Origin of the sequence: Microbacterium sp. KSW4-4, from assembly GCF_023091185.1 — a bacterium.
Classification (GTDB): Bacteria; Actinomycetota; Actinomycetes; order Actinomycetales; family Microbacteriaceae; genus Microbacterium; species Microbacterium paraoxydans.
Window position 1 is genome coordinate 1,466,713 of the sequence record NZ_JAHWXJ010000001.1, and the last position, 19,699, is coordinate 1,486,411.

The window sequence follows — 19,699 nt, forward strand, 5'->3', positions numbered from 1 at the left end:
CGTGCACGAAGGGCACGACGGGCACGACGACCCGCCCCGACTTCCGGGCCTCAATGCGGACGCGACGGGCGGGGGCATCGACGTCCTCCCCTTCCTCGCCCTCGTCCTCCTCCTCGGCGCCGCCGTGCTGTATCTCGTCGCGCTGCGGCGGACCCGCGACCGCAGCCCCTGGCCGCGGCCACGGACGGCCGCCTGGATGAGCGGTCTGCTGTGCGCCGCGGTCGGCACCGTCGGACCGTTCGCCGCCCTGGCCCACAGCAGCTTCCCGGTGCACATGGCCGGCCATGTCCTCGTGGGCATGCTGGCCCCGCTCCTCCTGGTGCTCGGGCGTCCGGTCTCCCTGGCCCTCCGCGCCCTTCCCGTCGCCGAGGCCCGTGCGCTCTCCCGGGTGCTGCGCAGCGCCCCGATCCGGGTGCTCACGCATCCCATGGTCGCAGGCACCCTCAACATCGGCGGGTTGTGGCTCCTCTACGCCACGCCGCTGTTCCCCCTCATGCACGCCTCACCGTGGCTCCATGCTGCGGTGCACCTGCACGTCCTGCTGACGGGGTATCTGTTCACCGCGAGCATCCTCGGCCTCGATCCCGATCCGCATCGGGCCTCCGTCACCGTACGGGCGTCCGTCCTCATCGTCTTCATCGCCGCGCACTCGGTCCTCGCCAAGTGGCTGTGGGCACACCCTCCGGTGGGCGTGGACCCCGGGGACGCGCGGATCGGAGCGGAGCTGATGTTCTACGCGGGTGACGCCGTCGACGTGCTGCTCATCGTGCTGCTGCTCCGGCAGTGGTACGTCGCGACACGACCGCGCGAGTCGGCTCAGCCGCAGAAGGAGGAGAGCCCGTCGTGGAGGCGCTCGATCGCCTCGACCGTCTCCGGGGCCTGAAGGTCGGTCATGCCGCCGAGCTGATCGGCGCCGGAGCGGATGAGGTCGCCGAGCTGCCCGTCCATCCCGTCCGCGACGCCGTCGAGGGTGGCGACGAGGTCGTCGCGTGCGGCATCGAGCTGCTCCGCGGATGCGTCGCCTTGGCTCAGCAGCTCCTGATACTGCGCGTACGCGTCATCGATGGTCGCGCACGTCTCCGCGACCGGAACTCCGAACGCGTCTCCCGCGGCCTGGGTGACCTGCGCACACCCGGCGAGGAGACCGACGGCGAGCAGCAGAGGGACGAGAGCGATGCGGCGCATGACCCGAGGGTAGCCGCGCCACCTGGGGCGCGGCTACCCTCGGGCGGGGCGGCGGTCAGCCGCCGGACGGGTTCTCGAGGGGCTTGCCCTCGTCGTCCGTCGTCTCGCGCTCGAGCACGTCGTCGGTGCTCTCGCCGCTGTCGTCGGGAGCGCCGCCGGAGGCCGTGTCGGCTTCCTCGTCGGCGCCGGGGGTGCCCTGCGTGTTCTGGGGGTCGCTCATGCTCTCCTCCTCTGTTCGGTCCGACGACCGTATGCGCGGCGGCGAGGAATGACGCAGGGGGTTGACCGGACGAATGGCGACGGCCACACTGCCGGCGCCGGGGCGCGTCACCCCTGCGCCCAGAGCCGTTCGATCGGGACCACCCGCCCGAGGATGCGCTCGGCCGCACGATGCCCGGAGAACAGGGCCGCGGGCACGGTGGCCGGATCATCGGTCCACGTGGCCTCGCCCGCGAGGTGCAGTACGCCGCCGACCGGGGTGGCGAGGTCGTCGTGATCCGTGGTGGTCGATCCCACCGTCATGTACGCGTACGAGCCGTGCGCGAACGGATCGTCCTGCCAGGCCGTGCGGCGCATCCCGATCGGACCGGGGATCGCGTCGCCGTAGAGCCGGCGGAGCTGCGCCATGATCGAGGCCTGCACCTGCTCGTCACTCCAGTCCCGCGTGGCCGCCGCGGCGGGCCCGGCGGCGAAGGTGAGCAGGAGCGGCTCGTCGTGCAGCGCCGTGAGGTCGTACCAGGAGTGCCACCACCGCGCCTCGGGGCCCTGCTGCCGGAGGGCGTACACCCCGTCTTCCCAGAACCGCGTCGGGAACCGCAGGAAGACCTTCTCGAAGGCGTTCATGCGCAGCCGCCCCAGCGCCTCGGCGTTCACCGGCGGCAGCGGGGGGACGATCTCCATGGTCCCGGCCTGCAGCACGCCGACGGGAACCGTGATGACGGTCGTGTCCCCGGAGAAGTCGCCGTGCGAGGTCCGCACCCAGACGCCGTCGTCGCTCCAGTCGACACGGGTGACGAGGTGTTCCAGCCGGATGTCGAGCCCGGCGGCCAGGCGCTCCGGGAGCACGCCGTACCCGTCGGGGAACACGACCTCCTCGCCCTCGATCGCGTCGTCGTCGAGGCCGTGCGCGGCGAGGTCCTCGATCCACGTCCCGTACTGCTCCTCGGCGCGATGCTCCAGGTACTCCCGCACCCGCTGCGTACGCTCGGCGCTCCATTCCTGGCGGGAGAGGGCCTCGTCCGTGACGTCGCGGTAGGAGGCTGTGGGGCGGGAGGCGGCGATGACCTCCGGGAGCACGGCGTCCACCGCGTGGACATCGGCGGCGAAGGCGCGTGTCTCCTCGGCGGAGAGCGGGCGCCCGTCGGGGCCGTGATAGGCGATCGGCCGGCTGTCCACCTGGAAACCGCCGACGGTGAACTCCACGGTCCGCATGCCGAAGGCCTCGGCAGCCGCCGCCACCGGGCTGCCGTCGACGCCGTGGATCCACGAGGCGCCGAGATCGATGACGCCGTCGGTCCGATCCGTGTGCACCCGGCCGCCGATCCGGTCGCGCGCTTCGAGCACCACGACCGTCCGCCCGGCATCCTGCAGCAGCCGCGCCGCCGTCAATCCCGCCACGCCCGCGCCCACGATCACCGTGTCGACCTGCTCCATGCACCCCTCCTCGCAGCCCCTCCGCGCGGAGCCGTGCCCCGACGATAGCCCAGCCCGGCACCCACCGACAGGGCAGCGGAGCCCGACGCCCCGCTCGCGACGCCGGGCTCAGGCGGCGTGCTGGATGAGTCCGAGCAGGGTGCCGTCCGGGTCGAAGAACTTCAGGAAGAGGGCGAAGCCGCCGTCGTCGAAGCTCTCCACGTCGACGCCCTCTGCCGCGAACCGCTCGGCGAGCGCGTGGATCTCGGTCGTGCGCAGGAAGAAGACCGGCCGCTCCTCCCCCGACACCGTCAGCTTCATCGGCGAGTGCCCCGGCGCCTCCCAGAGCATGAGATCCGGACCGCCCTCGGCCCGGAGCATGGCGCTCGACCCGTAGTCGGTGAGGACGCGGAAGCCGAGCAGACGCTCGTACCACGCGCTGGACGCCGCGAGGTCGGTGACGGGAAGCTGGATGTGATCGAGTCCGGCGAGGACGGATGCCATGTGGAAAACCCTCCGTGGTCGTGTCCGCCCACCGTAGCGCCACCCACCGACCACACCGCGGGACGGATGACAACCCCCTTGGGTGCCGCACTCGGCACAGCGCACCCTGGGGCCATGAGCCACCACCCCGATGACATCAAGCAGCCCCTGGACCACCTGCCCCCGGCGGACGAGCGGGACAAGGCCGTCGAGATCGACGAGCCGCACTATCCGACGTCGGGCGCGCCGGCCGACAGCCAGGACGTGACGCCGGAGACCGCGGCCGAGCCGGACAAGCCGAACCGCCACGGCGTCGACAAGCTTCCGCCGACCTCACGCTGACCGTTCCGTCCGTTCCTCAAGTATTGTTGAGGTCCACGGAAGGGCGGCGGATGGAACCGGACGATCTCCTCCCGATCGGGGAGGTCACCCGACGCACAGGCGTCGCGCCCTCCGCGCTGCACTTCTACGAGCAGCTCGGCCTCATCGCCTCGACGCGAACGCCCGGAAACCAGCGGCGCTATCGCCGCCACATGCTGCGGCGGATCTCGATCATCGTCGTGGCCAAGCGCATCGGCATCCCGCTCAGCGAAGTCCAGGAGCTCTTCCAGACCCTGCCCGTCGACGCCCCGCCCTCGCACGGCGACTGGCGCCGCGTGGCCAAGCGGTGGCGCGCCGAGCTCGAGGAGCGGCGCACCCAGCTCGAGCACCTGCAGCGCGAGCTCGCGGGCTGCATCGGCTGCGGCTGCCTGTCTCTGAAGGCCTGCCGCCTGCTGAATCCGGAGGACGCCCTCGGCGAGAACGGCCCCGGTCCCCGCCGCATCTGAGGCCGGGGACGTCCGCCACGGACCTGCTGGACGAAAGTGGGGTGTTGCGGAGCCGGGATCAGTGAGAGTGTGGAGACATCCCCACCAGCGATCAGCGTGGTTGCGCCTCTTGGCAACGGGTTCCTGTGGAGATGGAACGAAGGATCCATCCAATGGGCAAGTTCATCTATGAGGGCGGTCCGAAGATCGAGATCGAGGACCGCGCTCTCACACATATCCAGCTCGTCATGACGACGAAGCTCCGGCGCGGCGAGCCGATGCCCTTCTCGTGGAAGGAAGACGCCTCCGTCGGGGGCGGTCGGACGACGGTCTGGGTGCACGCGCACTCGAACATCGTGTTCAAGTTCTTCGGCAGCCGGCCTCCGGCCATCAACCGGCGCTGGGTGGACGCGCTGGCGTTCACCGCGAACACGCCGAACGGCCTGTACCTGGTGCCGGAGCCCACGGAGACGAGCAGCGCCTCACGGCAGCTCGCGGATCTCGCCGTCTGACACCGGCACCGCCGATACGGAGGGCGCAGGCCCGAGGACTCAATCCTCGAGGTCGGCGTCCTCCGCTTTCGCTTTCTCCGCCTCCTCCTGGGCCGTCTCCGCTTCCTTCTCGGCGCGCTCCTGAGCCTTCTCGGTCTTCTTCTGCGCGTCCCCCTCGGCCTTCCGCTGCTCCTCGGCGGCCTTCTGCGCGGCCTTCTGAGCGGCCTCCTGCGCCTTCTCCGCCTTCGTGTCGTCCGGCGCCGCGGGCGCCGGTTCCGGTGCCGGGGCCTCGACCGGCGTGTCCTCCTCTTCCGGCACGGTCGCGGGCACCACGACCGCCGGCGTCGGAGACGAGCGAGGGGTCGGCTCGGTGTCGACAGGCGTCACCACAGGGTTCGGGTTGAGCGCCCCTGCCGCCCAGAGCGTTCCGGCGACGGTGAGGGCGACCGCGACCGCCACGGCTCCGGTCAGGAGTCCGCGGCGTCGCCGGGTCCGCTGCAGGCGAGGAGTCCGGGGGCGGAGCATCCCGACCTCGGGAGACGGAGGAGCGGGCAGCACGAGGGTCCGTGTCGGAGCGGACGGTCCGGCCGCCTCCCGCTCCGCGAGCGCTGCGGCGGCGATCGCAGCCGGAAGCGGGGGCCGCGGCGGAATCGAGGGGTGGTGCGCGAGGGCGGACACCGCCGCGAAGACGCCGGCGGCGGTCGGCCGATCCTCCGGATCCGTCGCTGTCATCCGCTGCAGCAGCGCGGACCACGCCGGGCCCACGGATTCCGGGATGACCGGCGCTTCGATCAAGCGGGCCAGGGTGGCACCGATCCCCTCCGCCTCGGCGAAGGCGCGCTCTCCGGTGAGCGCTTCGCGCAGGACCAGCCCCAGCGCGTAGATGTCGGCGGGCGGCGCGGGCGCGGCGCCGTTCAACTGCTCCGGCGCCAGGTACGCCGCGGTGCCGATCACGGTTCCGGGAGACGTCAGCCGGGCCGCGTCCACGAGCACCGAGATCCCGAAGTCGGCGAGCTTGGCACCCGACCGGCTCCCGGTGAGAGAGCGCCCGGTGAGCAGGACATTGGAGGGTTTGATGTCGCGGTGGACGATCCCCGCGCCGTGCACGACATGGAGGGCCTCCGCCAGATCGGCCGCGAGCGCCGCCACCTCGTCCGAGGGCAGCGGCCCCTGGGCGATCCGCTCTGCGAGTGTCGGCCCGTCGACGAACTCCATGACCAGGTACTCGGCCCGCCCCGGATGCAGCTGCGCGTCATACAGCGTGACCAGAGCCGGATGATTCAGGGAGGCGAGCACGGTCATCTCGCCGCGGGCGCGCTCGGAGGCGGCGCCCTGCTCGGTCTCCGCGCGGAGCATCTTGATGGCGACCGTGCGCCCGAGCAGCGAGTCCTCCGCACGGTACACGCGCGCCATCCCGCCCTGCCCGACGCACTCCCGGAGGTGGTAGCGACCATCGAGCAGCGCCTCCGTGGGAAGCGAGTCATCCGTCATCGTCGAATCCTCCTGCCACGGCGTCGGGAGCGGCGCGGCGAGACCCCACTGTAGAAGCGCGGTCAGCAGCCGTCTCGGGCCTTGACAGCGGGGCGGTCGGTCGGGAGGTCTTCGTCCGCGGGAGAATGGGACATATGCCCGCGCGTTCCCCCCAGCGACTGCTCCTCTCCGTCCGCCGGCTGCTGCACACCGATCCGTCCACCGTCGCCCACACCGAGGCGATGCCGGTGATCGACGAGCACACCGTCCCACGGGTCCTCGATCTGGCGACGCGCATCGGGGAGTCGATGTTCGCGGTCGGCGCCTCTGCGCACGAGGTCACGCTCGCGATCACCCGCGTCTGCGAGGCGTACGGCCTCAAGGGCGTCCAGGTCGACGTGACCTACAACTCGATCACGGTGTCCTTCCACCTCAGCGGGGAGGTCTGGCCGGAGACGCTCGTCCGCGTGGTCCGCGTCGCCGCCCCCGATCACGCGAAGCTGCAGCGCGTGCAGGCGCTCGTGGCCGACATCGACGGCGGCCTGGACCTGGAGGCCGCGCGCACCGCGTTCCGGGTCATCCGCCGCGTGCCGTTCCGCTATCAGCAGCCGGTGGTCATCGTCGCACGGGCGCTCCTCGCGGTCGGAGTGAGCATCATGCTCGGGGCCTCCCCGCTCATCGTGGCTCTCACGTTCGTCGCGGCGCTGGGGGCGGCGCTCACCCAGGCGGGCCTGGCCCGGCTGCGGGTACCGCTGTTCTTCAGCCAGATCGCGGGAGGCCTCGTCACCACGGTCGTCGCGGTCGCCGTCTCGGCGCTCGGCAGCGCGGGGATCGAACCGTTCGTCGGCATCCGCCCCTCGATCATCGTCGCCTCGGGAATCGTGCTCATGCTCGCGGGGCTCACGGTGGTGGGCGCCGCGCAGGACGCCATCGACGGCTTCGCGCTCACGGCCGGCGGCCGCATCCTCGACCTGACGATGCAGACGCTCGGGGTGGTCATCGGCATCCTCGTCGGCCTGGAGCTCGGCGGCGTGCTCGGCTTCACGATGGAGCTACCGGACGATCCCGCGCCCTTCGGCCCGCTGCTCAATCAGTTCGTCGGGGCCATCATCATCGCGGTCGCCGTGGCCGTGTTCAACGGCGCGGGCATCCGCATCATCCTCGTCAGCGCCCTGCTGAGCGCCGTCACCCTCGCCGGGTACGCCGGCACCATCGCCCTCCAGCTCCACCCGGCCGCGGCGAGCGCGGTCGGAGCGCTGCTGGCGAGCTTCGTCGGCATGCTCATCGCGCACAACCTGCACGTGCCCTCGGTCGCGGTGACGACCGCCGCGATCGTCCCGCTCGTGCCCGGTGTCGCGGTGTTCCAGGGTCTCCTCGAGGTCGTGCACGCAGCGGGTACCTCCACCGGGATGCTCACCGTCGGCGGATCGCTGATCGACGCCGCCGTGATCGGCATCGCGCTCGCCTCCGGCGCCTCCCTCGGCCTCTACCTCGGAACGCCGGTGCGAGCGACCCTCGCCGGCGTCGCGAAGACCAGGGCGCGCGTGCGCCGCTGACCCGACGGCGTCATCCCGCCGAGGAGTCGGCGGCGAGGTCGAGCACCCACACGTTGACCGTGAGCTCGGCCCCGCGGAACTGCTCCGTGAGGGCTCCCTGACGGGTGAAGCCGCCCCGCTGACACACCGCGTTCGACGCCGGGTTGTCGACCGCGGGGAACGCGAGCAACGAACGCCCGTCCCCTGCGCGATCGCGGAGGACATCGATGAGCAGCGCCAGAGCCCGGGCGGCCACTCGCCGACCCTGCGCAGCGGGCAGCACGAACCAGCCGGTCTCCCACGCGGGCTCGTCCTGCCACGCGATCCGCCACGCGCCGATGGAACCGAGAGGCCGCCCGGCGTCGTCGACGATCGCGAACATCAGGGCCTCGTCCTCCGCGACGAGGCGCAGATACCGCTCGTGACGCGCCTGCACCTCCGCCGCACTCTCCGGCCCGTTGAGGTGCACCGTCATCTCCGGGGCGTTCGCCGCCTGCAGGAGAGGGAGATCGGCGGCCGACCAGGGCCGGAGGCTCACGGTGTCCACGCTCGCAGCATGTCACGCCCCACCGACACCCGACACGACGATGCGCCCGCCGCGGACGGATCCACAGCGAGCGCATCGGTCGGGGGTCAGTGGCCGCCGAGGTCCTTGACCAGCTCGGCCTCGTCCTCCTTCGACAGCGAGGTCTGCACGACGGTGCCGTTGTACGGGGCCAGCGCCTCGGCGAACTTGTCCTCGGTGATCTTGAGCGCGTAGATGACGACGGCGGACTTGCCGGCCGTCACGGTGGCCTTCACGCGGTCGCGGAACTCAGCGTCGATGCCCGTCTTGTCGAGACCGGAGAACAGGGCCCCGAGGAGGCCGCCGAACACCAGGCCGGCGACCGGGATGAAGAACAGGATGCCGATCAGCGCACCGAACAGAGCGCCGGAGGCGACGCCGAGGCCGATCCTGCTCCCGGCGCCCGGGTACTCCACCTTCGTCTTGCCCTCGCCGTCCACCTTCACGAGCGCGAGGCCGGCGAGCTCGACGACGAGGTCGTCCTGCAGGGCCTGGACGCGGTTGTAGGCGCCTTCCGCGTCGCTCTCGGTGTCATAGGAGATGACGATCAGTTCAGCCATGGTTTCCTGCTTTCGGTTGCGATCGGAGATGCTCTCCACGCGCGCAGAGGCACCGGTCTTCGCCACCGACCCTAGGCGCGCCCCCGGCACACATGACAGAGCAGCCGTCGATGTTCACCCTGGTGACTCCGCAGCGGCGATGTCCGTGGCCTCGCCTACCGTCGCAGTCGTGCCCGAGTCCGTGCAGCAGTGGTGGGCGAGACGCCAGTTCTCGCGCGGACTCGACGTGCCCTACGCGGTCGGCACCTATCGGGCGGCGTGGGCGGCCTACCCCGAGCTCATCCGCCAGTACCACCCGGAGCTCAATCACGGCATCGCGCTCTCGCAGATCCCGTTGGCGGCCGATGTGCTGCTCTGCTGGGAGTGCGCCGTCGGTCACCTGTTCGCGGCGACGCCGACCGAGCAGCGTGAACGCCCGGGGCGGGTGCGACGGCGCTCGTCCTGGTGCCCCGAATGCACGGCACTCGCGCGTCCGCAGCCCGTGATCCTCGGGGAGGCGCGGGCGCTCCCCGCACGCCCGAAGAAGCGGGCGCCGGCGCTGTGCACGAAGACTCCCGCGCTGCCGACGGGCACCGCGTTCCTGAGCGCGTGCGCTCCGAAACCGGCCTCGGCCGCGGAGGGGAAGCTCCGGCAGGCGCTCACCGAACGGCTGCTGTTCCCCGACGACGTCAACGCGATCAAGGTCGCTCGGCCGTTCTTCCGGCATACGGAGGTATGGCCCGACATCCTGCTCCCGGAGCTGCGGATCGCGATCGAGTACGACACGGTCGGCCGGCACGGGCTCGAGCACGTCGGGAAGAGGGAGGAGGCCGATCGCCGGAAGGACCGCGCGGTACGCGGCGCCGGCTGGGAGGTGGTGCGCGTGCGGATGGGGAAGCTCGAACCACTCGGGCCGTTCGACCTCCCGCTCGCCTCCCTCGGCGCGAGCGGCATCGCCCGGCTGATCGACCGGCTCCGCGACATCCGCGGCACCCTCCTGGTCGACGCCTACTTACGCTGACGGCGCCGCCGGCTCTTCACGAAGCGGGCTGCTGCTCCTCCTGCCGCGACCGCGGAGAGCCGAGGGCGACTGTGGAGAGCAGGCCGACGGCGAGGAAGCCCGCCGCCGTCCACGCCGCATAGCGGGTGCCGTCGGAGAACGCACTCCGGGCCAGCTCGGCGAACGGCGCCGTCTCGGGATCCCGATCCAGTCCCGCGATGGCGGCGCCGGCACTGTCCACGACGGCGGACACCACCTGGTCGCGCTCTGCCGACGGTACGCCACGGTCGTCGAGCGCCGACCCGAGCGCAGCTGCGGTGCTCGTGAACAGGACGGTGCCGAGCACGGCCACGCCGAGCGCCGCACCGAGCTGGCGGGACGTCGACTGCGTGCCGGACGCGGCACCGCTGTCCGCCACCGGCACGTCGGCGAGCACCACGCCGGTGAGCTGCGCCGTCGCGAGCCCCACACCGAGCCCGTACACGAAGAGGAAGGGGACGAGGGGCACCCAGGATGCATCGGGGGCGATCACGAGCCCCACGCCGGCGACGCCGACGATCTCGGCGAGGAGCCCGACCCTGACCACCCAGACCGGGGCGATCCGTCCGCTCGCGGCACCGGCCACCCCGCTGGCGAGGAAGGATCCGCCCGCCAGGGCGAGCAGCAGCAGACCGGTCTGCAGCGCATCGAAGCCCAGAACGAACTGGAGCCAGAGCGGGAGGGCGAGGATGAGGCCGAACTCCCCGAGGGAGACCACGGCGGCGGCGATGTTCCCGTTGCGGAACGACGGGATCGCGAACAGGCGCAGCGCCAGCAGGGTGGAGCGTCCTCGTCGCTGGCGGTGCAGACCCCAGGCGATGAACGCGACGAGTCCGAGGATCGCGACGGCGAACGCGAGCGGGATCGGCGAGAGATCCCCCGGCCAGGTCCAGTCGCCGATCCGCGGGCGCTCGTCCACGAACCACCAGCCGTACGTGCGGCCCTCGATGAGCGCGAAGACGAGGCTGCCCATGGTCAGGACGGAGAGCACGGCCCCCACCACGTCGATCCGCTCCGCGCGCTCGCCGCGCGATTCAGCCACGGTCAGCAGGACACCGATGACGATCAGCAGGCCGAGCGGGATGTTGATGCCGAACGCCCAGCGCCAGGAGAAGGCCGTGGTCAGCCACCCGCCGAGCAGGGGCCCCACCGCGGCCATCCCACCGATGGTCGACCCCCAGACGGCGAACGCGATGCCGCGTTCCCGCCCGCGGAAGGTCGCGTTGATGATCGACAGGGTGGTCGGCAGGATCATCGCACCGCCGACACCCTGCACGAGCCGGGCGAGGATCAGGACACCCCCGCTCGGTGCGGTGGCGGCGAGGACGGAGGCGGCCGCGAACACGACGACACCGACGATCATGATGCGGCGCCGGCCGAAGCGGTCGGCGAGGCTGCCGAAGACGAGCAGCAGGGCGGCGAAGACGAGGGTGTACGACTCCTGCACCCACTGCACCTCGGTGGAGGTGATCCCCAGGTCGTCGACGATCGCCGGGATGGCGACGTTGACGATCGTCGAGTCGACGATGATGAGGCTGACGGCGATACTGATGAAGACCAGCCCCACCCAGCGCAGGCGTTGAGACCTTTCCATGTTTGCTAGCTTAGTTAGATACTCGAGCGGAAAGGCAGTTTTAGCCTCTCCCGCGCGTGAGTGCAACCCCCGTGCGTGACGGCGACGGGCAGGCGATGATGCCCGCATGAAACTCGTCTCCTACGCCGGCCAGCAACTCATCACCTCTGACGACGTCGCGGAGACGCTGCTCACCCTGGCCGCCGCCATCGCCAGGGAGGGCGAGTCCGAAGCCGTCGAGATCCCGATCCTCCTGGAGGGCGAGAAGGACTGGGCGGACCTCCTCGTCGGCGTCGGCAACGACGTGCTCGTCAGCCCCCATCACACCGGGGAACCCGATCCCGACTTCTCCGCCGAGGTCGACGAGCTGCAGGCCCACCGCCTGTTCCCGAAGCCGCGGGGCGACTCGTCGTCTCCCGGCGACATCGAGGTCCCCGCGCTTTCCGACTTCGACATGGGACACGGCCTCTGATCGCGCTCCACTGAGCGGCCCCTCCCTTCAGCGCGGCGCGGAGAGCCGCACGCCGTTTCGGAGCGCGATCTCGCGGTCGGCATCCGCGATCAGGGTCGCATCGTGCGTGACACAGAGGACGCCCGCCCCGCGATCCGCCTCCTCGCGCAGCACCGCCCGGATGCGACGGACCGATGCGACATCCAGGGCCGTCGTCGGTTCGTCTACGAGCAGGACGCCTGCTTGCCCCGCGAGCCCTTGAGCCAGGAGCACACGCTGCTGCTGGCCGCCGGACAGCGTCGCGAACGGCAGACGCTGCAGAGACGACACGGCGGTGCGCTCCATCGCCGCCGCCACCGCCGCACGCGCCTGCCGATCCCGCCGCCGGAAGGCCCCGAGCCGACGCCACGTCCCGACCGTCACGACGTCATGCGCGGTGAGCGGAAGGCCCGGAGGCACCGCGGCGCGCTGCGGTACGAAGGCGATCGGACCGGTCACGCTCCGCCGCCCCCTGGTCGGTGAGCGCACCCCGGCGGCCACCTCCAGGAGCGTCGACTTCCCCGCGCCGTTCGGACCCGTGACCACGACGAACTCGCCCGCCTCCACCTCCAGGGTGACGCCGCGCAGGGCCTCGCGGTCGCCGAGCCGGACGGAGACGTCGTCGAGACGCAGGGCGCCGTCTGCGGTGCGGAGGGTTCTCGTCATGACTCCAGTTTATGAATTTGATAATCATTCTCAACTACGAATAGGCTCGCGTTCCGTGACCCCCTCGCTCGCCGCCCTGCTCACCCCGTTCACGCTCGAGTTCTTCCAGCGCGGACTCCTCGGCGGCGCTCTCGTCGCGGTCCTCTGCGGGGTCGTCGGCACCTGGGTCGTCGTCCGAGGGATGGCCTTCCTCGGTGAGGCCCTGGCCCACGGGATGCTGCCCGGCGTCGCGCTGGCCACGGTGCTCGGGGCGCCCGTGCTCGTCGGCGGGGCGGTCAGCGCCGTCGCGATGAGCATCGGCATCGGCGCCCTGCAGCGACGCGCCCGGCTCTCCTACGACACGAGCATCGGACTGCTCTTCGTCGCGATGCTGGCCCTGGGGGTGATCATCATCTCCCACTCCGGGAGCTTCGCCACGGATGCGACGGCGATCCTCTTCGGCGACATCCTCGCGATCACCCGCCCCGACCTCCTCCTGCTCGCGGCGGCCGCGGTCGTGGGAGTGACGGTCGCCACCCTCTGCCATCGGCCGTTCGTCGCGCTCGCCCTCGACGCCCGCATCGCGACGGTGCTCGGGCTCCGCCCACGGTGGGCCCAGGCGGCCCTGGTCGGACTGGTGACCCTCGCGGTGGTGGCGTCGTACCAGGCGGTCGGCTCGCTGCTCGTCGTCGGTCTGCTCCTCGCCCCCGCGGTCGCCGCCGGACAGTGGACGTCGCGCCTGCCCACGCGGATGGCGCTCGCGTGCGCCTTCGGCGTGGCTGCCGTCCTCGCCGGTCTCCTCGCGTCCTGGTATGCGGCCACCGCCGCGGGAGCGTCCGTCGCCGCCGCCGCGATCGCCCTCGCCGGTCTGTCCTGGGCGGCGCGGGTCGCCGTGCGAACACCGCGGCCGATCGCCCCTCCGGCCCCTGTCTCCGCCTCCTGATTCGTCCCGAAAGGCTCATCGTGCACTCCCGCCTCTTTCCCCTCATCACCGTCGCGGCCCTGACTCTCCCCCTCGCGTCCTGCGCCGGGCCCGCGGCGCAGAGCCCCGCCACCTCCTCCTCCGCCGGAGACGGCCACGGCGCGATCGCCGGGGCGGAAGAGGTCGCCGAACCGCAGCTCGGACTCACGACCATCGACGCGCAGGGTCGGGTCACCCACCTCGACCTCCTGGACGAGAGCGTCACCGACATCGGCACGGTGGCCGCCCCGGAGGGCATGACGACCGACGGCCGGTACCTCTTCGCAGACACCGGCGACGGCGTCGAGGTCGTCGACAGCGGCGTCTGGACGTGGGACCACGTCGACCACTTCCACTACTACCGCGCCGATCCCGCCCTGCTCGGCGCGGTGGAGGGCGACGGCGCGGCGACGGTCGCGACGACGAACAGCTCGACCACCGGCGGCACCGGCATCTCCTTCTCCGGGTCCGGAGACGCCGTCCTCCTCGACACGGAGGCCCTGTCGAAGGGGGAGATCCGTGAGCTGTTCCGCATCGAGCGTTCCCCGCACGAGGGGCTGGTGGTGCCGGTCGGGTCGTTCGCGCTGGTGACCGAGGCCGACGGGGAGACGGGCGGAGTCGTCGTCGGCTACACGGCGGACGGCGAGCGCACCGGCCTCCGGGAAGACTGCGCCGCACCGACCGGCACGATCACGACCAGGGTCGGGGCGGTCATCGGCTGCGCCGACGGTGCCCTGCTCGCCCGTGTCGAGGCCGGGGCGCTCACCGTGGACCGCATCCCGTACCCGGACGGATCGCCGGACGGAGCCGTGTCCGCGTTCCACAACCGCGAGGGGCGCCCCACGGTCGCCGGCCTCGCCGGACCGACCGACATCCGGGTCCTCGACACCCGCGCGCAGGCCTGGACGGTGCTCACCGCCCCCATTCCCCTCGCGCAGGTCACCGCGGTCAGCGATGAGGACGACACCCTCCTCGCGCTGGCGCAGGACGGACGCGTGCTCGTGCTCAGCGCGCTCGACGGGACGGTGCGAGCGGAGACCACCCCGCTGGTGGCGGCATCGCTGGAGGCAGGAGAGGCTCCGGCCCTCATCGCCGATCAGCACCGCGCCTATCTGAGTGGCCCGGCGGAGCACCGGCTGTTCGAGATCGACTACGCCGACGACGCCCGCCTCGCGCGGACCTTCGATACCGCCGACGCCCCGGCGTTCGTCGCCGAGACGGGACGCTGACATGCGCCTCCTACGACCTCTCGCCGCCGTTCTCGTCGCGCTCGCCGCCGTCACTCTGACCGCCTGCGCCCCTCCCGCCGATGCGCGGCCGGTGGTCGTCGTCTCGACGAACATCCTGGGCGATGTGGTCGGCGAGCTCGTCGGCGATCAGGCTCGCGTCGTCACCCTCATGAAGCCGAACGCCGACCCGCACTCGTTCGAGATCTCGGCGCAGGAGGCCGCCACGCTGCGGGACGCCGACCTGCTCGTCTCCAACGGACTCGGGCTCGAGGAGGGCCTGCAGCAGCATCTCGACGCGGCCGTCGCGGCCGAGGTGCCGTCCTTCGTCGCGGGCGACGCGATCGAAGTCCTGGACTACCGCGACGGCGACGCTGCGGGAATGCCGGACTCCCACTTCTGGACCGATCCGGCGCGGATGATCGACGTCGTCGACGCCCTGGAGCCCGCCCTGGCCGCGCTCGACGGAGTCGACGCCGACATCCTCGCCGCCGACGTGGCCGATTATCGCGAGGAGCTGACGGCGCTCGACGCCGAGATGACGACCGCGTTCGCCACGATCCCGGAGGATCGCCGGGCGCTCGTGACGAACCACCATGTCTTCGGCTACCTCGCCGACCGCTTCGACTTCGAGGTCGTCGGCGCCGTCATCCCGGGCGGCACCACGCTCGCGGCCCCCTCGGCCTCCGACCTCGCCGATCTCGTGGGTGCCGTGGAGGAGACGGGTGTACCCGCCGTCTTCGCGGAGTCCTCCTCCCCCGACCGCCTCGTCCAGGCGCTCGCCGACGAGACCGACGTCCACGTCGAGGTGATCGAGCTGTTCACCGAGTCGCTCACCGCGGAAGACGGCGGCGCCCCGGACTACCTGACCATGATGCGCGTCAACACCGAGCGCATCGCCTCCGGTCTCACCCGCTGAGACCATCCCTCACAAGAAAGATGCACCGCATGAAGACACTCCCCCTGCGCCGGGCGCTGGTCGGGGCGGTCGCCCTCGGCGCCGCCGTGACGCTCGCCTCCTGCTCGACCACGGCCGGAGCCGGCTCCGCCGCGAGCGACGCCCCGGAATCGGACGCCGGCCCCAGGGTGGCCGTCTCGTATGAGGGCGGCATCCTCGTCCTCGACGGCGAGACCCTCGACACCGTCGCCGATTTCGACTCCGAGCCGTTCACCCGCCTGAATCCGGCCGGCGACGGTCGCCACGTCATGGTGACGATGAGTGAGGGCTTCCAGGTGCTCGACACCGGGGCCGGATCAGCCGACGAGGCGGTCCTGACCGACACGGTGTTCGAGGCCGACACCCCCGGCCACGTCGTCCGCCACGGTGGCAAGACCATCCTCTACGCCGACGGCACGAGCGACACCACGATCTTCGACACCGCCGACCTCGGCGACGGCGGTCTCCCGGAGGTGGAGACCGTCGACGGCGTCGAGGCACACCACGGCGTCTCGGTGCTGTTGGAGGACGGCACCTTCCTCACCACGGTGGGCGATGCGGACGGTCGCAGCGGCATCGTGGTGCGCGATGCGGACGGTACGGAGATCGCCTTGTCCGACCAGTGCCCCGGCGTCCACGGCGAAGGCACCGCGGCCGACGAGGTGGTCGTCTTCGGCTGCGAGGACGGCGCGCTGGTCTACAAGGACGGCGAGATCACCAAGCTCGCCGCTCCCGACCAGCCATACGGCCGCATGGGCAACGCGTACGTGAGCGAGACGAGCCCGATCATCGTCGGGGACTACAAGAACGACCCCGACGCCGAGGGCTACCTGCTGGGCGCGGTCACGCTCATCGACACCGCGGCGATGACGTCCGAGGTCGTGTCCCTGCCCGAGGGGGCGGAGTACACCTTCCGCGACGTCGCGCGCGGCCCGGGCGACCTGGCCTACATCCTCGGTGCCGACGGCGCCATCCACGTGCTCGACCCGGAGACCGGCGAGATCACCGACTCCTACCCGGTCATCGAGGCGTGGGAAGGGCCCGCCGAGTGGCAGGACCCGCACCCCGCCATCGTCGTCGCCGGCGATATCGCGTACGTGACCGAGCCGGCCGCCGACAGCGTGCACGCCGTCGACCTCACCACCGGCGAGGTGCTCGCGAGCACCGAACTGGAGGTCACGCCGAACGAGATCGCACCGGCCGCCGGCTGAGTCTCGGCACGGTGGGTCCGTCCTCTCCAGGGCGGACCCGCCGTGCGTGTGCGGAGAGGTCAGATCAGCGCGATCCGGGATGCCCGTGCCGCGTGCGCCGAAGCCGCCGCGCCGCGAGGAGTCCGGCACCGAGGAGGACGAGCAGACCACCGGCGCCTGCCGCCGCGGCCGCGCCCGGCGCGAGACCTGTCGTGGCCAGGCCGGAGGCCGCCCCGCCCTCCGCCCCGGGTTCGACATCCGTTCCCGGATCCGGGTTCTCGGGTTCGGGTTCCGGCTCGGGTTCGGGGTCGGGACCGGAGCCCGGATCGTAGACGTTCGTCACCGTGCACACGGTGTCGACCCCTGCGGTCACCTGGACGATGTCGCCTTCCAGCGCTCCCCCGATGCACTCCCAGCCGTCGCTGCGGTAGTCCGCGGTGGGCGCACCCGCGACCGCCCGCTCCGAGAGTCGGAACGCACCGGCCCCGAGCGGAGCCAGGGTCACCGCCGTCTCGCCGGACGCTCCCTCGATGCGCGGGCGCGGGAACTCCCCGCCGCCGATCGCACGCAGGGTCCAGTCCGTGGCGTCGGCGGGCCCGGTCGGGGCTCCCGGACCGTCTCCGACGACGGTCTTCCGGAGCGTCAGAGTGCCGCCGACGAAGGTGTTCGTGGCGGTGCAGATCGCGTCCTCCCCGAATCCCAGCGTCGCCGTGGTCCCGTCCCAGGTCGTGCCGGTGCAGGACCACTCGCCCTCATAGCCGCTCGGGCCGTCCTCGGAGAAGATGTACTCCCCCGGCGGAAGCTGCATGTCGGTGACGAACTCCGACCCGCTGGGGCCGGAGAGCGCCGCGTTGCCCGGGCCGCGGGCCTTCAACTCGAAGTCACCGGGCACCGCGCGTCCGCGCTCGCCGTTCACGACCTGCTTGACGAGAGTCAGGCTCGGGGTGATCGATGCGTTGGTGAGGATGCAGACGACATCGGCCGACGGAGGCACCTGGACCACGTCGCCGGTCACCGTCCCGCCCGAGCAGTTCCAGCCGAGCGGATCGTAGCCGGCGGGGCCGTCCCCCTCGCTCAGCGACCATGCGCCAGGGGCGACGGCCGCCTGCGTGACGGCGGGGGAATTGGCGGGCCCCGACACCGTGGCGGCACCGTCGGTCGCGGTCAGGGTCCACGCCGAGGGCAGCGCCGGCGTGCCGAAGGCGGAGGCGACCTGCTTGCGCAGCGTCAGGGTCGACTGGGTCCAACGGTTCGTGACGGTGCAGATCACGCTCTCCAGCGGCACGACCTCGACGGTGTCGCCGGTGCCGACGGGGGTGCCCTCGTCATCGACGCACGACCAGCCCTCGCTCACATAGGAGCCCGCCGCCGGGGCGGTGCTCGCCTCCGACAGGGTGAAGACCCCCGGAGCCACCGTCGCGAAACTGACCTTGCCAGAGCCGGAGACGCCGCTGATGACGGTGTCGGCCGATGTCGCGGTGAGCTCCCAGTCCTGCGCGGTGAGGGGACCGCCGCCCGCGTTCACGACGTTCTTCACGAGGGTGAGCTGGCCGACCTCGAGGGTGTTCGTGACCGTGCACGTGACATCCGCCCCCGCCACGACGGTCACGGTGTCGGTCGCCAGGGCGCCGCCCGTGCACGACCACGGCCCGGCCGCGTACCCGGCGGGTCCGTCCGCCTCGGCGAGCGCGTAGTCGCCGACCGGCACCGGGACGCGGGTGACCGCAGCGGATCCGGAGGCCCCGGTCACCGTCTCCGGTCCCGCCGCCGTCAGGGTCCAGTCGGACGGCGGCTGGTCGCTGCCCACCACGTTCTTGACGAGGGTGAGCCAACCGCCCGCGAAGGTGTTGGTGATGCGGCAGGTGATGTCGGAGCTCTCCCGCACGTAGAGAAGCGCCCCATCGATCCCGCCGTCGCCCGTGGCGTCGACGCAGGTCCACGCACCGCCGCTGTACCCGGCAGGACCGCTCTCGGCGAGCGTGTAGGCGCCGGGGTCGACGGAGGCGTGGTCGACCGCGTCCGAGCCGGAAGGACCGGAGATCCGCTCGGGTCCGCTCGCGCTCAGGACGAAGTCCGACGGGGCGGCCAGCGGATATCCGGTCGCCGCCGGGTCGACGACCTCCTTGACGAGCGTCAGGTGGGGCAGGTCTCCGGTGTTCGTGATCTGGCAGGTCACCGCCCCGCCGAGGGTCATCTCGAACTGATCACCGGCCACGGGAACGGCGGTGACCGCGCCGGTCGTCAGATCCCGCCGCTCGCAGGTCCAGGGCCCCGGCACATAGCTCGCCGGTCCGCCCGATTCGCTCAACGTGTAGGTGCCGATCCGCGCCGGCTGGTTCTGCACCGCGGCCGAGCCGCCCGCCCCCTCGATAGTCGAGGGCCCCTGCGCCCGCAGGGTCCACTCCGACGGGGCCGCGCCCCCGCCCTGCACGTTCTTGACGAGCGTGAGGCTGCTCCGGATCGCGTTGTTCTGCACCGTGCACGTCATCGACTGGTCCGCGGTGATGGTGATCGTGCGCTCGGGCTGCGTCGTCACATCGCCGTCGCAGTTCCAGGAGAAGAAGGCGTACCCGGCCACGCCGCCGGTCTCGAAGATGCGGTAGGTGCCGGGCGGGATGAGGCGCGACTGCATGCCGTTGAGGCCGTCCCCGGTGAAGGTCTCCCCCGTGGCCACGTTGACCGCGTGCATCGTCCACAGGGTGCGGTCTCCGAGACTGGCGCCGGTGTCGAGGTTCTCGATCGCCTTGAAGAGCGAGAGCCGAGCAGCGGGCTCGGCGGCGACGGCGGGAAGAGCACCACCGAGGCCGACCACGGCGGCCAGCAGCACGCCCAGAACTCCGAATCGGACTTTTCTCATCGAACGGCCCCCGCCCCGGGTGCGGATCCCCACCCGTCACCTCACCGTAGGTGCGGGGACCGCGGCAGGGCAAGG

General features: G+C 71.7%; 21 protein-coding genes. 11 read left to right on the forward strand and 10 right to left on the reverse strand.

Annotated features, from left to right (window positions below; translation table 11 throughout):
* Position 1 precedes the first annotated feature (1 nt).
* Complete coding sequence (locus KZC57_RS07400; protein WP_247641381.1) at positions 2-883, forward strand: cytochrome c oxidase assembly protein; 882 nt, start codon at positions 2-4, stop codon at positions 881-883.
* Here the strand turns inward: KZC57_RS07400 and KZC57_RS07405 are convergent.
* The 4 genes from KZC57_RS07405 to KZC57_RS07420 form a co-directional block, all read right to left on the reverse strand.
* Positions 817-1,185, reverse strand: coding sequence for a hypothetical protein (locus tag KZC57_RS07405; RefSeq protein ID WP_025102538.1), 369 nt, complete (start codon positions 1,183-1,185; stop codon positions 817-819). The genes KZC57_RS07400 and KZC57_RS07405 overlap by 67 nt on opposite strands.
* A 55-nt stretch (positions 1,186-1,240) precedes the next feature.
* On the reverse strand, positions 1,241-1,405 hold the full coding sequence (locus KZC57_RS07410) for a hypothetical protein (RefSeq protein ID WP_164498166.1): 165 nt from the start codon (positions 1,403-1,405) through the stop codon (positions 1,241-1,243).
* Positions 1,406-1,512: 107 nt separating this feature from the next.
* A complete protein-coding gene (locus tag KZC57_RS07415; protein ID WP_247641382.1) occupies positions 1,513-2,838 on the reverse strand; it encodes an NAD(P)/FAD-dependent oxidoreductase in 1,326 nt (441 codons plus the stop codon).
* Positions 2,839-2,946: 108 nt separating this feature from the next.
* A complete protein-coding gene (locus KZC57_RS07420; RefSeq protein WP_144882218.1) occupies positions 2,947-3,321 on the reverse strand; it encodes a VOC family protein in 375 nt (124 codons plus the stop codon).
* A gap of 114 nt (positions 3,322-3,435) precedes the next feature.
* On the opposite strand from KZC57_RS07420, the gene KZC57_RS07425 reads away from it, so the two are divergent.
* The 3 genes from KZC57_RS07425 to KZC57_RS07435 all read left to right on the forward strand — a co-directional run bounded on the left by KZC57_RS07425 (position 3,436) and on the right by KZC57_RS07435 (position 4,618).
* A complete protein-coding gene (locus KZC57_RS07425; protein WP_105950389.1) occupies positions 3,436-3,642 on the forward strand; it encodes a hypothetical protein in 207 nt (68 codons plus the stop codon).
* Positions 3,643-3,692: 50 nt separating this feature from the next.
* The gene (gene soxR / locus KZC57_RS07430; RefSeq protein WP_060922707.1) at positions 3,693-4,127 is read left to right on the forward strand and encodes a redox-sensitive transcriptional activator SoxR; all 435 of its coding nucleotides are present in this window, start codon (positions 3,693-3,695) and stop codon (positions 4,125-4,127) included.
* A gap of 152 nt (positions 4,128-4,279) precedes the next feature.
* Positions 4,280-4,618, forward strand: a complete 339-nt coding sequence (locus KZC57_RS07435; protein ID WP_105950390.1) for an ATP-dependent DNA ligase — start codon at positions 4,280-4,282, stop codon at positions 4,616-4,618.
* A 39-nt stretch (positions 4,619-4,657) separates the two neighbouring features.
* On the opposite strand, the gene KZC57_RS07440 is transcribed toward KZC57_RS07435, so the two are convergent.
* Entirely contained in the window at positions 4,658-6,088 is a 1,431-nt protein-coding gene (locus KZC57_RS07440) for a serine/threonine-protein kinase (RefSeq protein WP_247641383.1), read from the reverse strand.
* A 134-nt stretch (positions 6,089-6,222) separates the two neighbouring features.
* Between KZC57_RS07440 and KZC57_RS07445 the strand changes: the two genes are divergently transcribed.
* Positions 6,223-7,623, forward strand: a complete 1,401-nt coding sequence (locus tag KZC57_RS07445; RefSeq protein WP_247641384.1) for a threonine/serine exporter ThrE family protein — start codon at positions 6,223-6,225, stop codon at positions 7,621-7,623.
* Positions 7,624-7,633: 10 nt separating this feature from the next.
* On the opposite strand, the gene KZC57_RS07450 is transcribed toward KZC57_RS07445, so the two are convergent.
* A complete protein-coding gene (locus tag KZC57_RS07450) occupies positions 7,634-8,149 on the reverse strand; it encodes a GNAT family N-acetyltransferase (protein WP_247641385.1) in 516 nt (171 codons plus the stop codon).
* An 86-nt stretch (positions 8,150-8,235) separates the two neighbouring features.
* On the reverse strand, positions 8,236-8,727 hold the full coding sequence (locus KZC57_RS07455) for a DUF1269 domain-containing protein (protein WP_105950393.1): 492 nt from the start codon (positions 8,725-8,727) through the stop codon (positions 8,236-8,238).
* A 169-nt stretch (positions 8,728-8,896) separates the two neighbouring features.
* Between KZC57_RS07455 and KZC57_RS07460 the strand changes: the two genes are divergently transcribed.
* On the forward strand, positions 8,897-9,727 hold the full coding sequence (locus tag KZC57_RS07460; protein ID WP_247641386.1) for a zinc-ribbon domain-containing protein: 831 nt from the start codon (positions 8,897-8,899) through the stop codon (positions 9,725-9,727).
* A 16-nt stretch (positions 9,728-9,743) separates the two neighbouring features.
* Here KZC57_RS07460 and KZC57_RS07465 read toward each other — a convergent pair whose 3' ends face one another.
* On the reverse strand, positions 9,744-11,339 hold the full coding sequence (locus tag KZC57_RS07465; protein ID WP_247641387.1) for a DHA2 family efflux MFS transporter permease subunit: 1,596 nt from the start codon (positions 11,337-11,339) through the stop codon (positions 9,744-9,746).
* Positions 11,340-11,445: 106 nt separating this feature from the next.
* Between KZC57_RS07465 and KZC57_RS07470 the strand changes: the two genes are divergently transcribed.
* Positions 11,446-11,790 (forward strand): hypothetical protein, encoded by a 345-nt coding sequence (locus KZC57_RS07470; RefSeq protein WP_060922700.1) that lies wholly within the window; start codon positions 11,446-11,448, stop codon positions 11,788-11,790.
* A 27-nt stretch (positions 11,791-11,817) separates the two neighbouring features.
* Here KZC57_RS07470 and KZC57_RS07475 read toward each other — a convergent pair whose 3' ends face one another.
* Positions 11,818-12,474, reverse strand: a complete 657-nt coding sequence (locus KZC57_RS07475) for a metal ABC transporter ATP-binding protein (protein ID WP_247641388.1) — start codon at positions 12,472-12,474, stop codon at positions 11,818-11,820.
* Between the two features lie 55 nt (positions 12,475-12,529).
* On the opposite strand from KZC57_RS07475, the gene aztB reads away from it, so the two are divergent.
* Genes aztB through aztD form a run of 4 tightly spaced genes read left to right on the forward strand, consistent with a single transcriptional unit; the run spans position 12,530 to position 16,788 of the window.
* Positions 12,530-13,396: a zinc ABC transporter permease AztB gene (aztB, locus tag KZC57_RS07480; protein ID WP_060923545.1), complete on the forward strand. Its 867-nt coding sequence runs from the start codon at positions 12,530-12,532 to the stop codon at positions 13,394-13,396.
* A gap of 20 nt (positions 13,397-13,416) precedes the next feature.
* Positions 13,417-14,643, forward strand: a complete 1,227-nt coding sequence (locus tag KZC57_RS07485; RefSeq protein ID WP_247641389.1) for an ABC transporter — start codon at positions 13,417-13,419, stop codon at positions 14,641-14,643.
* A 1-nt stretch (position 14,644) separates the two neighbouring features.
* Complete coding sequence (gene aztC / locus KZC57_RS07490) at positions 14,645-15,559, forward strand: zinc ABC transporter substrate-binding protein AztC (RefSeq protein WP_247641390.1); 915 nt, start codon at positions 14,645-14,647, stop codon at positions 15,557-15,559.
* A 29-nt stretch (positions 15,560-15,588) separates the two neighbouring features.
* Complete coding sequence (gene aztD, locus KZC57_RS07495) at positions 15,589-16,788, forward strand: zinc metallochaperone AztD (RefSeq protein WP_247641391.1); 1,200 nt, start codon at positions 15,589-15,591, stop codon at positions 16,786-16,788.
* Between the two features lie 64 nt (positions 16,789-16,852).
* Here aztD and KZC57_RS07500 read toward each other — a convergent pair whose 3' ends face one another.
* A complete protein-coding gene (locus KZC57_RS07500) occupies positions 16,853-19,624 on the reverse strand; it encodes a hypothetical protein (protein WP_247641392.1) in 2,772 nt (923 codons plus the stop codon).
* Positions 19,625-19,699: the final 75 nt, after the last annotated feature.

Excerpts from the sequence above, each read along its gene's own strand:
- KZC57_RS07405 (WP_025102538.1), bottom strand. The coding sequence starts at position 1,185 with ATGCGCCGCATCGCTCTCGTCCCTCTGCTGCTCGCCGTCGGTCTCCTC.
- KZC57_RS07410 (WP_164498166.1), bottom strand. The coding sequence starts at position 1,405 with ATGAGCGACCCCCAGAACACGCAGGGCACCCCCGGCGCCGACGAGGAA.
- KZC57_RS07415 (WP_247641382.1), bottom strand. The coding sequence starts at position 2,838 with ATGGAGCAGGTCGACACGGTGATCGTGGGCGCGGGCGTGGCGGGATTG.
- KZC57_RS07420 (WP_144882218.1), bottom strand. The coding sequence starts at position 3,321 with ATGGCATCCGTCCTCGCCGGACTCGATCACATCCAGCTTCCCGTCACC.
- KZC57_RS07425 (WP_105950389.1), top strand. The coding sequence starts at position 3,436 with ATGAGCCACCACCCCGATGACATCAAGCAGCCCCTGGACCACCTGCCC.
- soxR (WP_060922707.1), top strand. The coding sequence starts at position 3,693 with ATGGAACCGGACGATCTCCTCCCGATCGGGGAGGTCACCCGACGCACA.
- KZC57_RS07435 (WP_105950390.1), top strand. The coding sequence starts at position 4,280 with ATGGGCAAGTTCATCTATGAGGGCGGTCCGAAGATCGAGATCGAGGAC.
- KZC57_RS07440 (WP_247641383.1), bottom strand. The coding sequence starts at position 6,088 with ATGACGGATGACTCGCTTCCCACGGAGGCGCTGCTCGATGGTCGCTAC.
- KZC57_RS07445 (WP_247641384.1), top strand. The coding sequence starts at position 6,223 with ATGCCCGCGCGTTCCCCCCAGCGACTGCTCCTCTCCGTCCGCCGGCTG.
- KZC57_RS07455 (WP_105950393.1), bottom strand. The coding sequence starts at position 8,727 with ATGGCTGAACTGATCGTCATCTCCTATGACACCGAGAGCGACGCGGAA.
- KZC57_RS07465 (WP_247641387.1), bottom strand. The coding sequence starts at position 11,339 with ATGGAAAGGTCTCAACGCCTGCGCTGGGTGGGGCTGGTCTTCATCAGT.
- KZC57_RS07470 (WP_060922700.1), top strand. The coding sequence starts at position 11,446 with ATGAAACTCGTCTCCTACGCCGGCCAGCAACTCATCACCTCTGACGAC.
- KZC57_RS07475 (WP_247641388.1), bottom strand. The coding sequence starts at position 12,474 with ATGACGAGAACCCTCCGCACCGCAGACGGCGCCCTGCGTCTCGACGAC.
- aztC (WP_247641390.1), top strand. The coding sequence starts at position 14,645 with ATGCGCCTCCTACGACCTCTCGCCGCCGTTCTCGTCGCGCTCGCCGCC.
- aztD (WP_247641391.1), top strand. The coding sequence starts at position 15,589 with ATGAAGACACTCCCCCTGCGCCGGGCGCTGGTCGGGGCGGTCGCCCTC.
- KZC57_RS07500 (WP_247641392.1), bottom strand. The coding sequence starts at position 19,624 with ATGAGAAAAGTCCGATTCGGAGTTCTGGGCGTGCTGCTGGCCGCCGTG.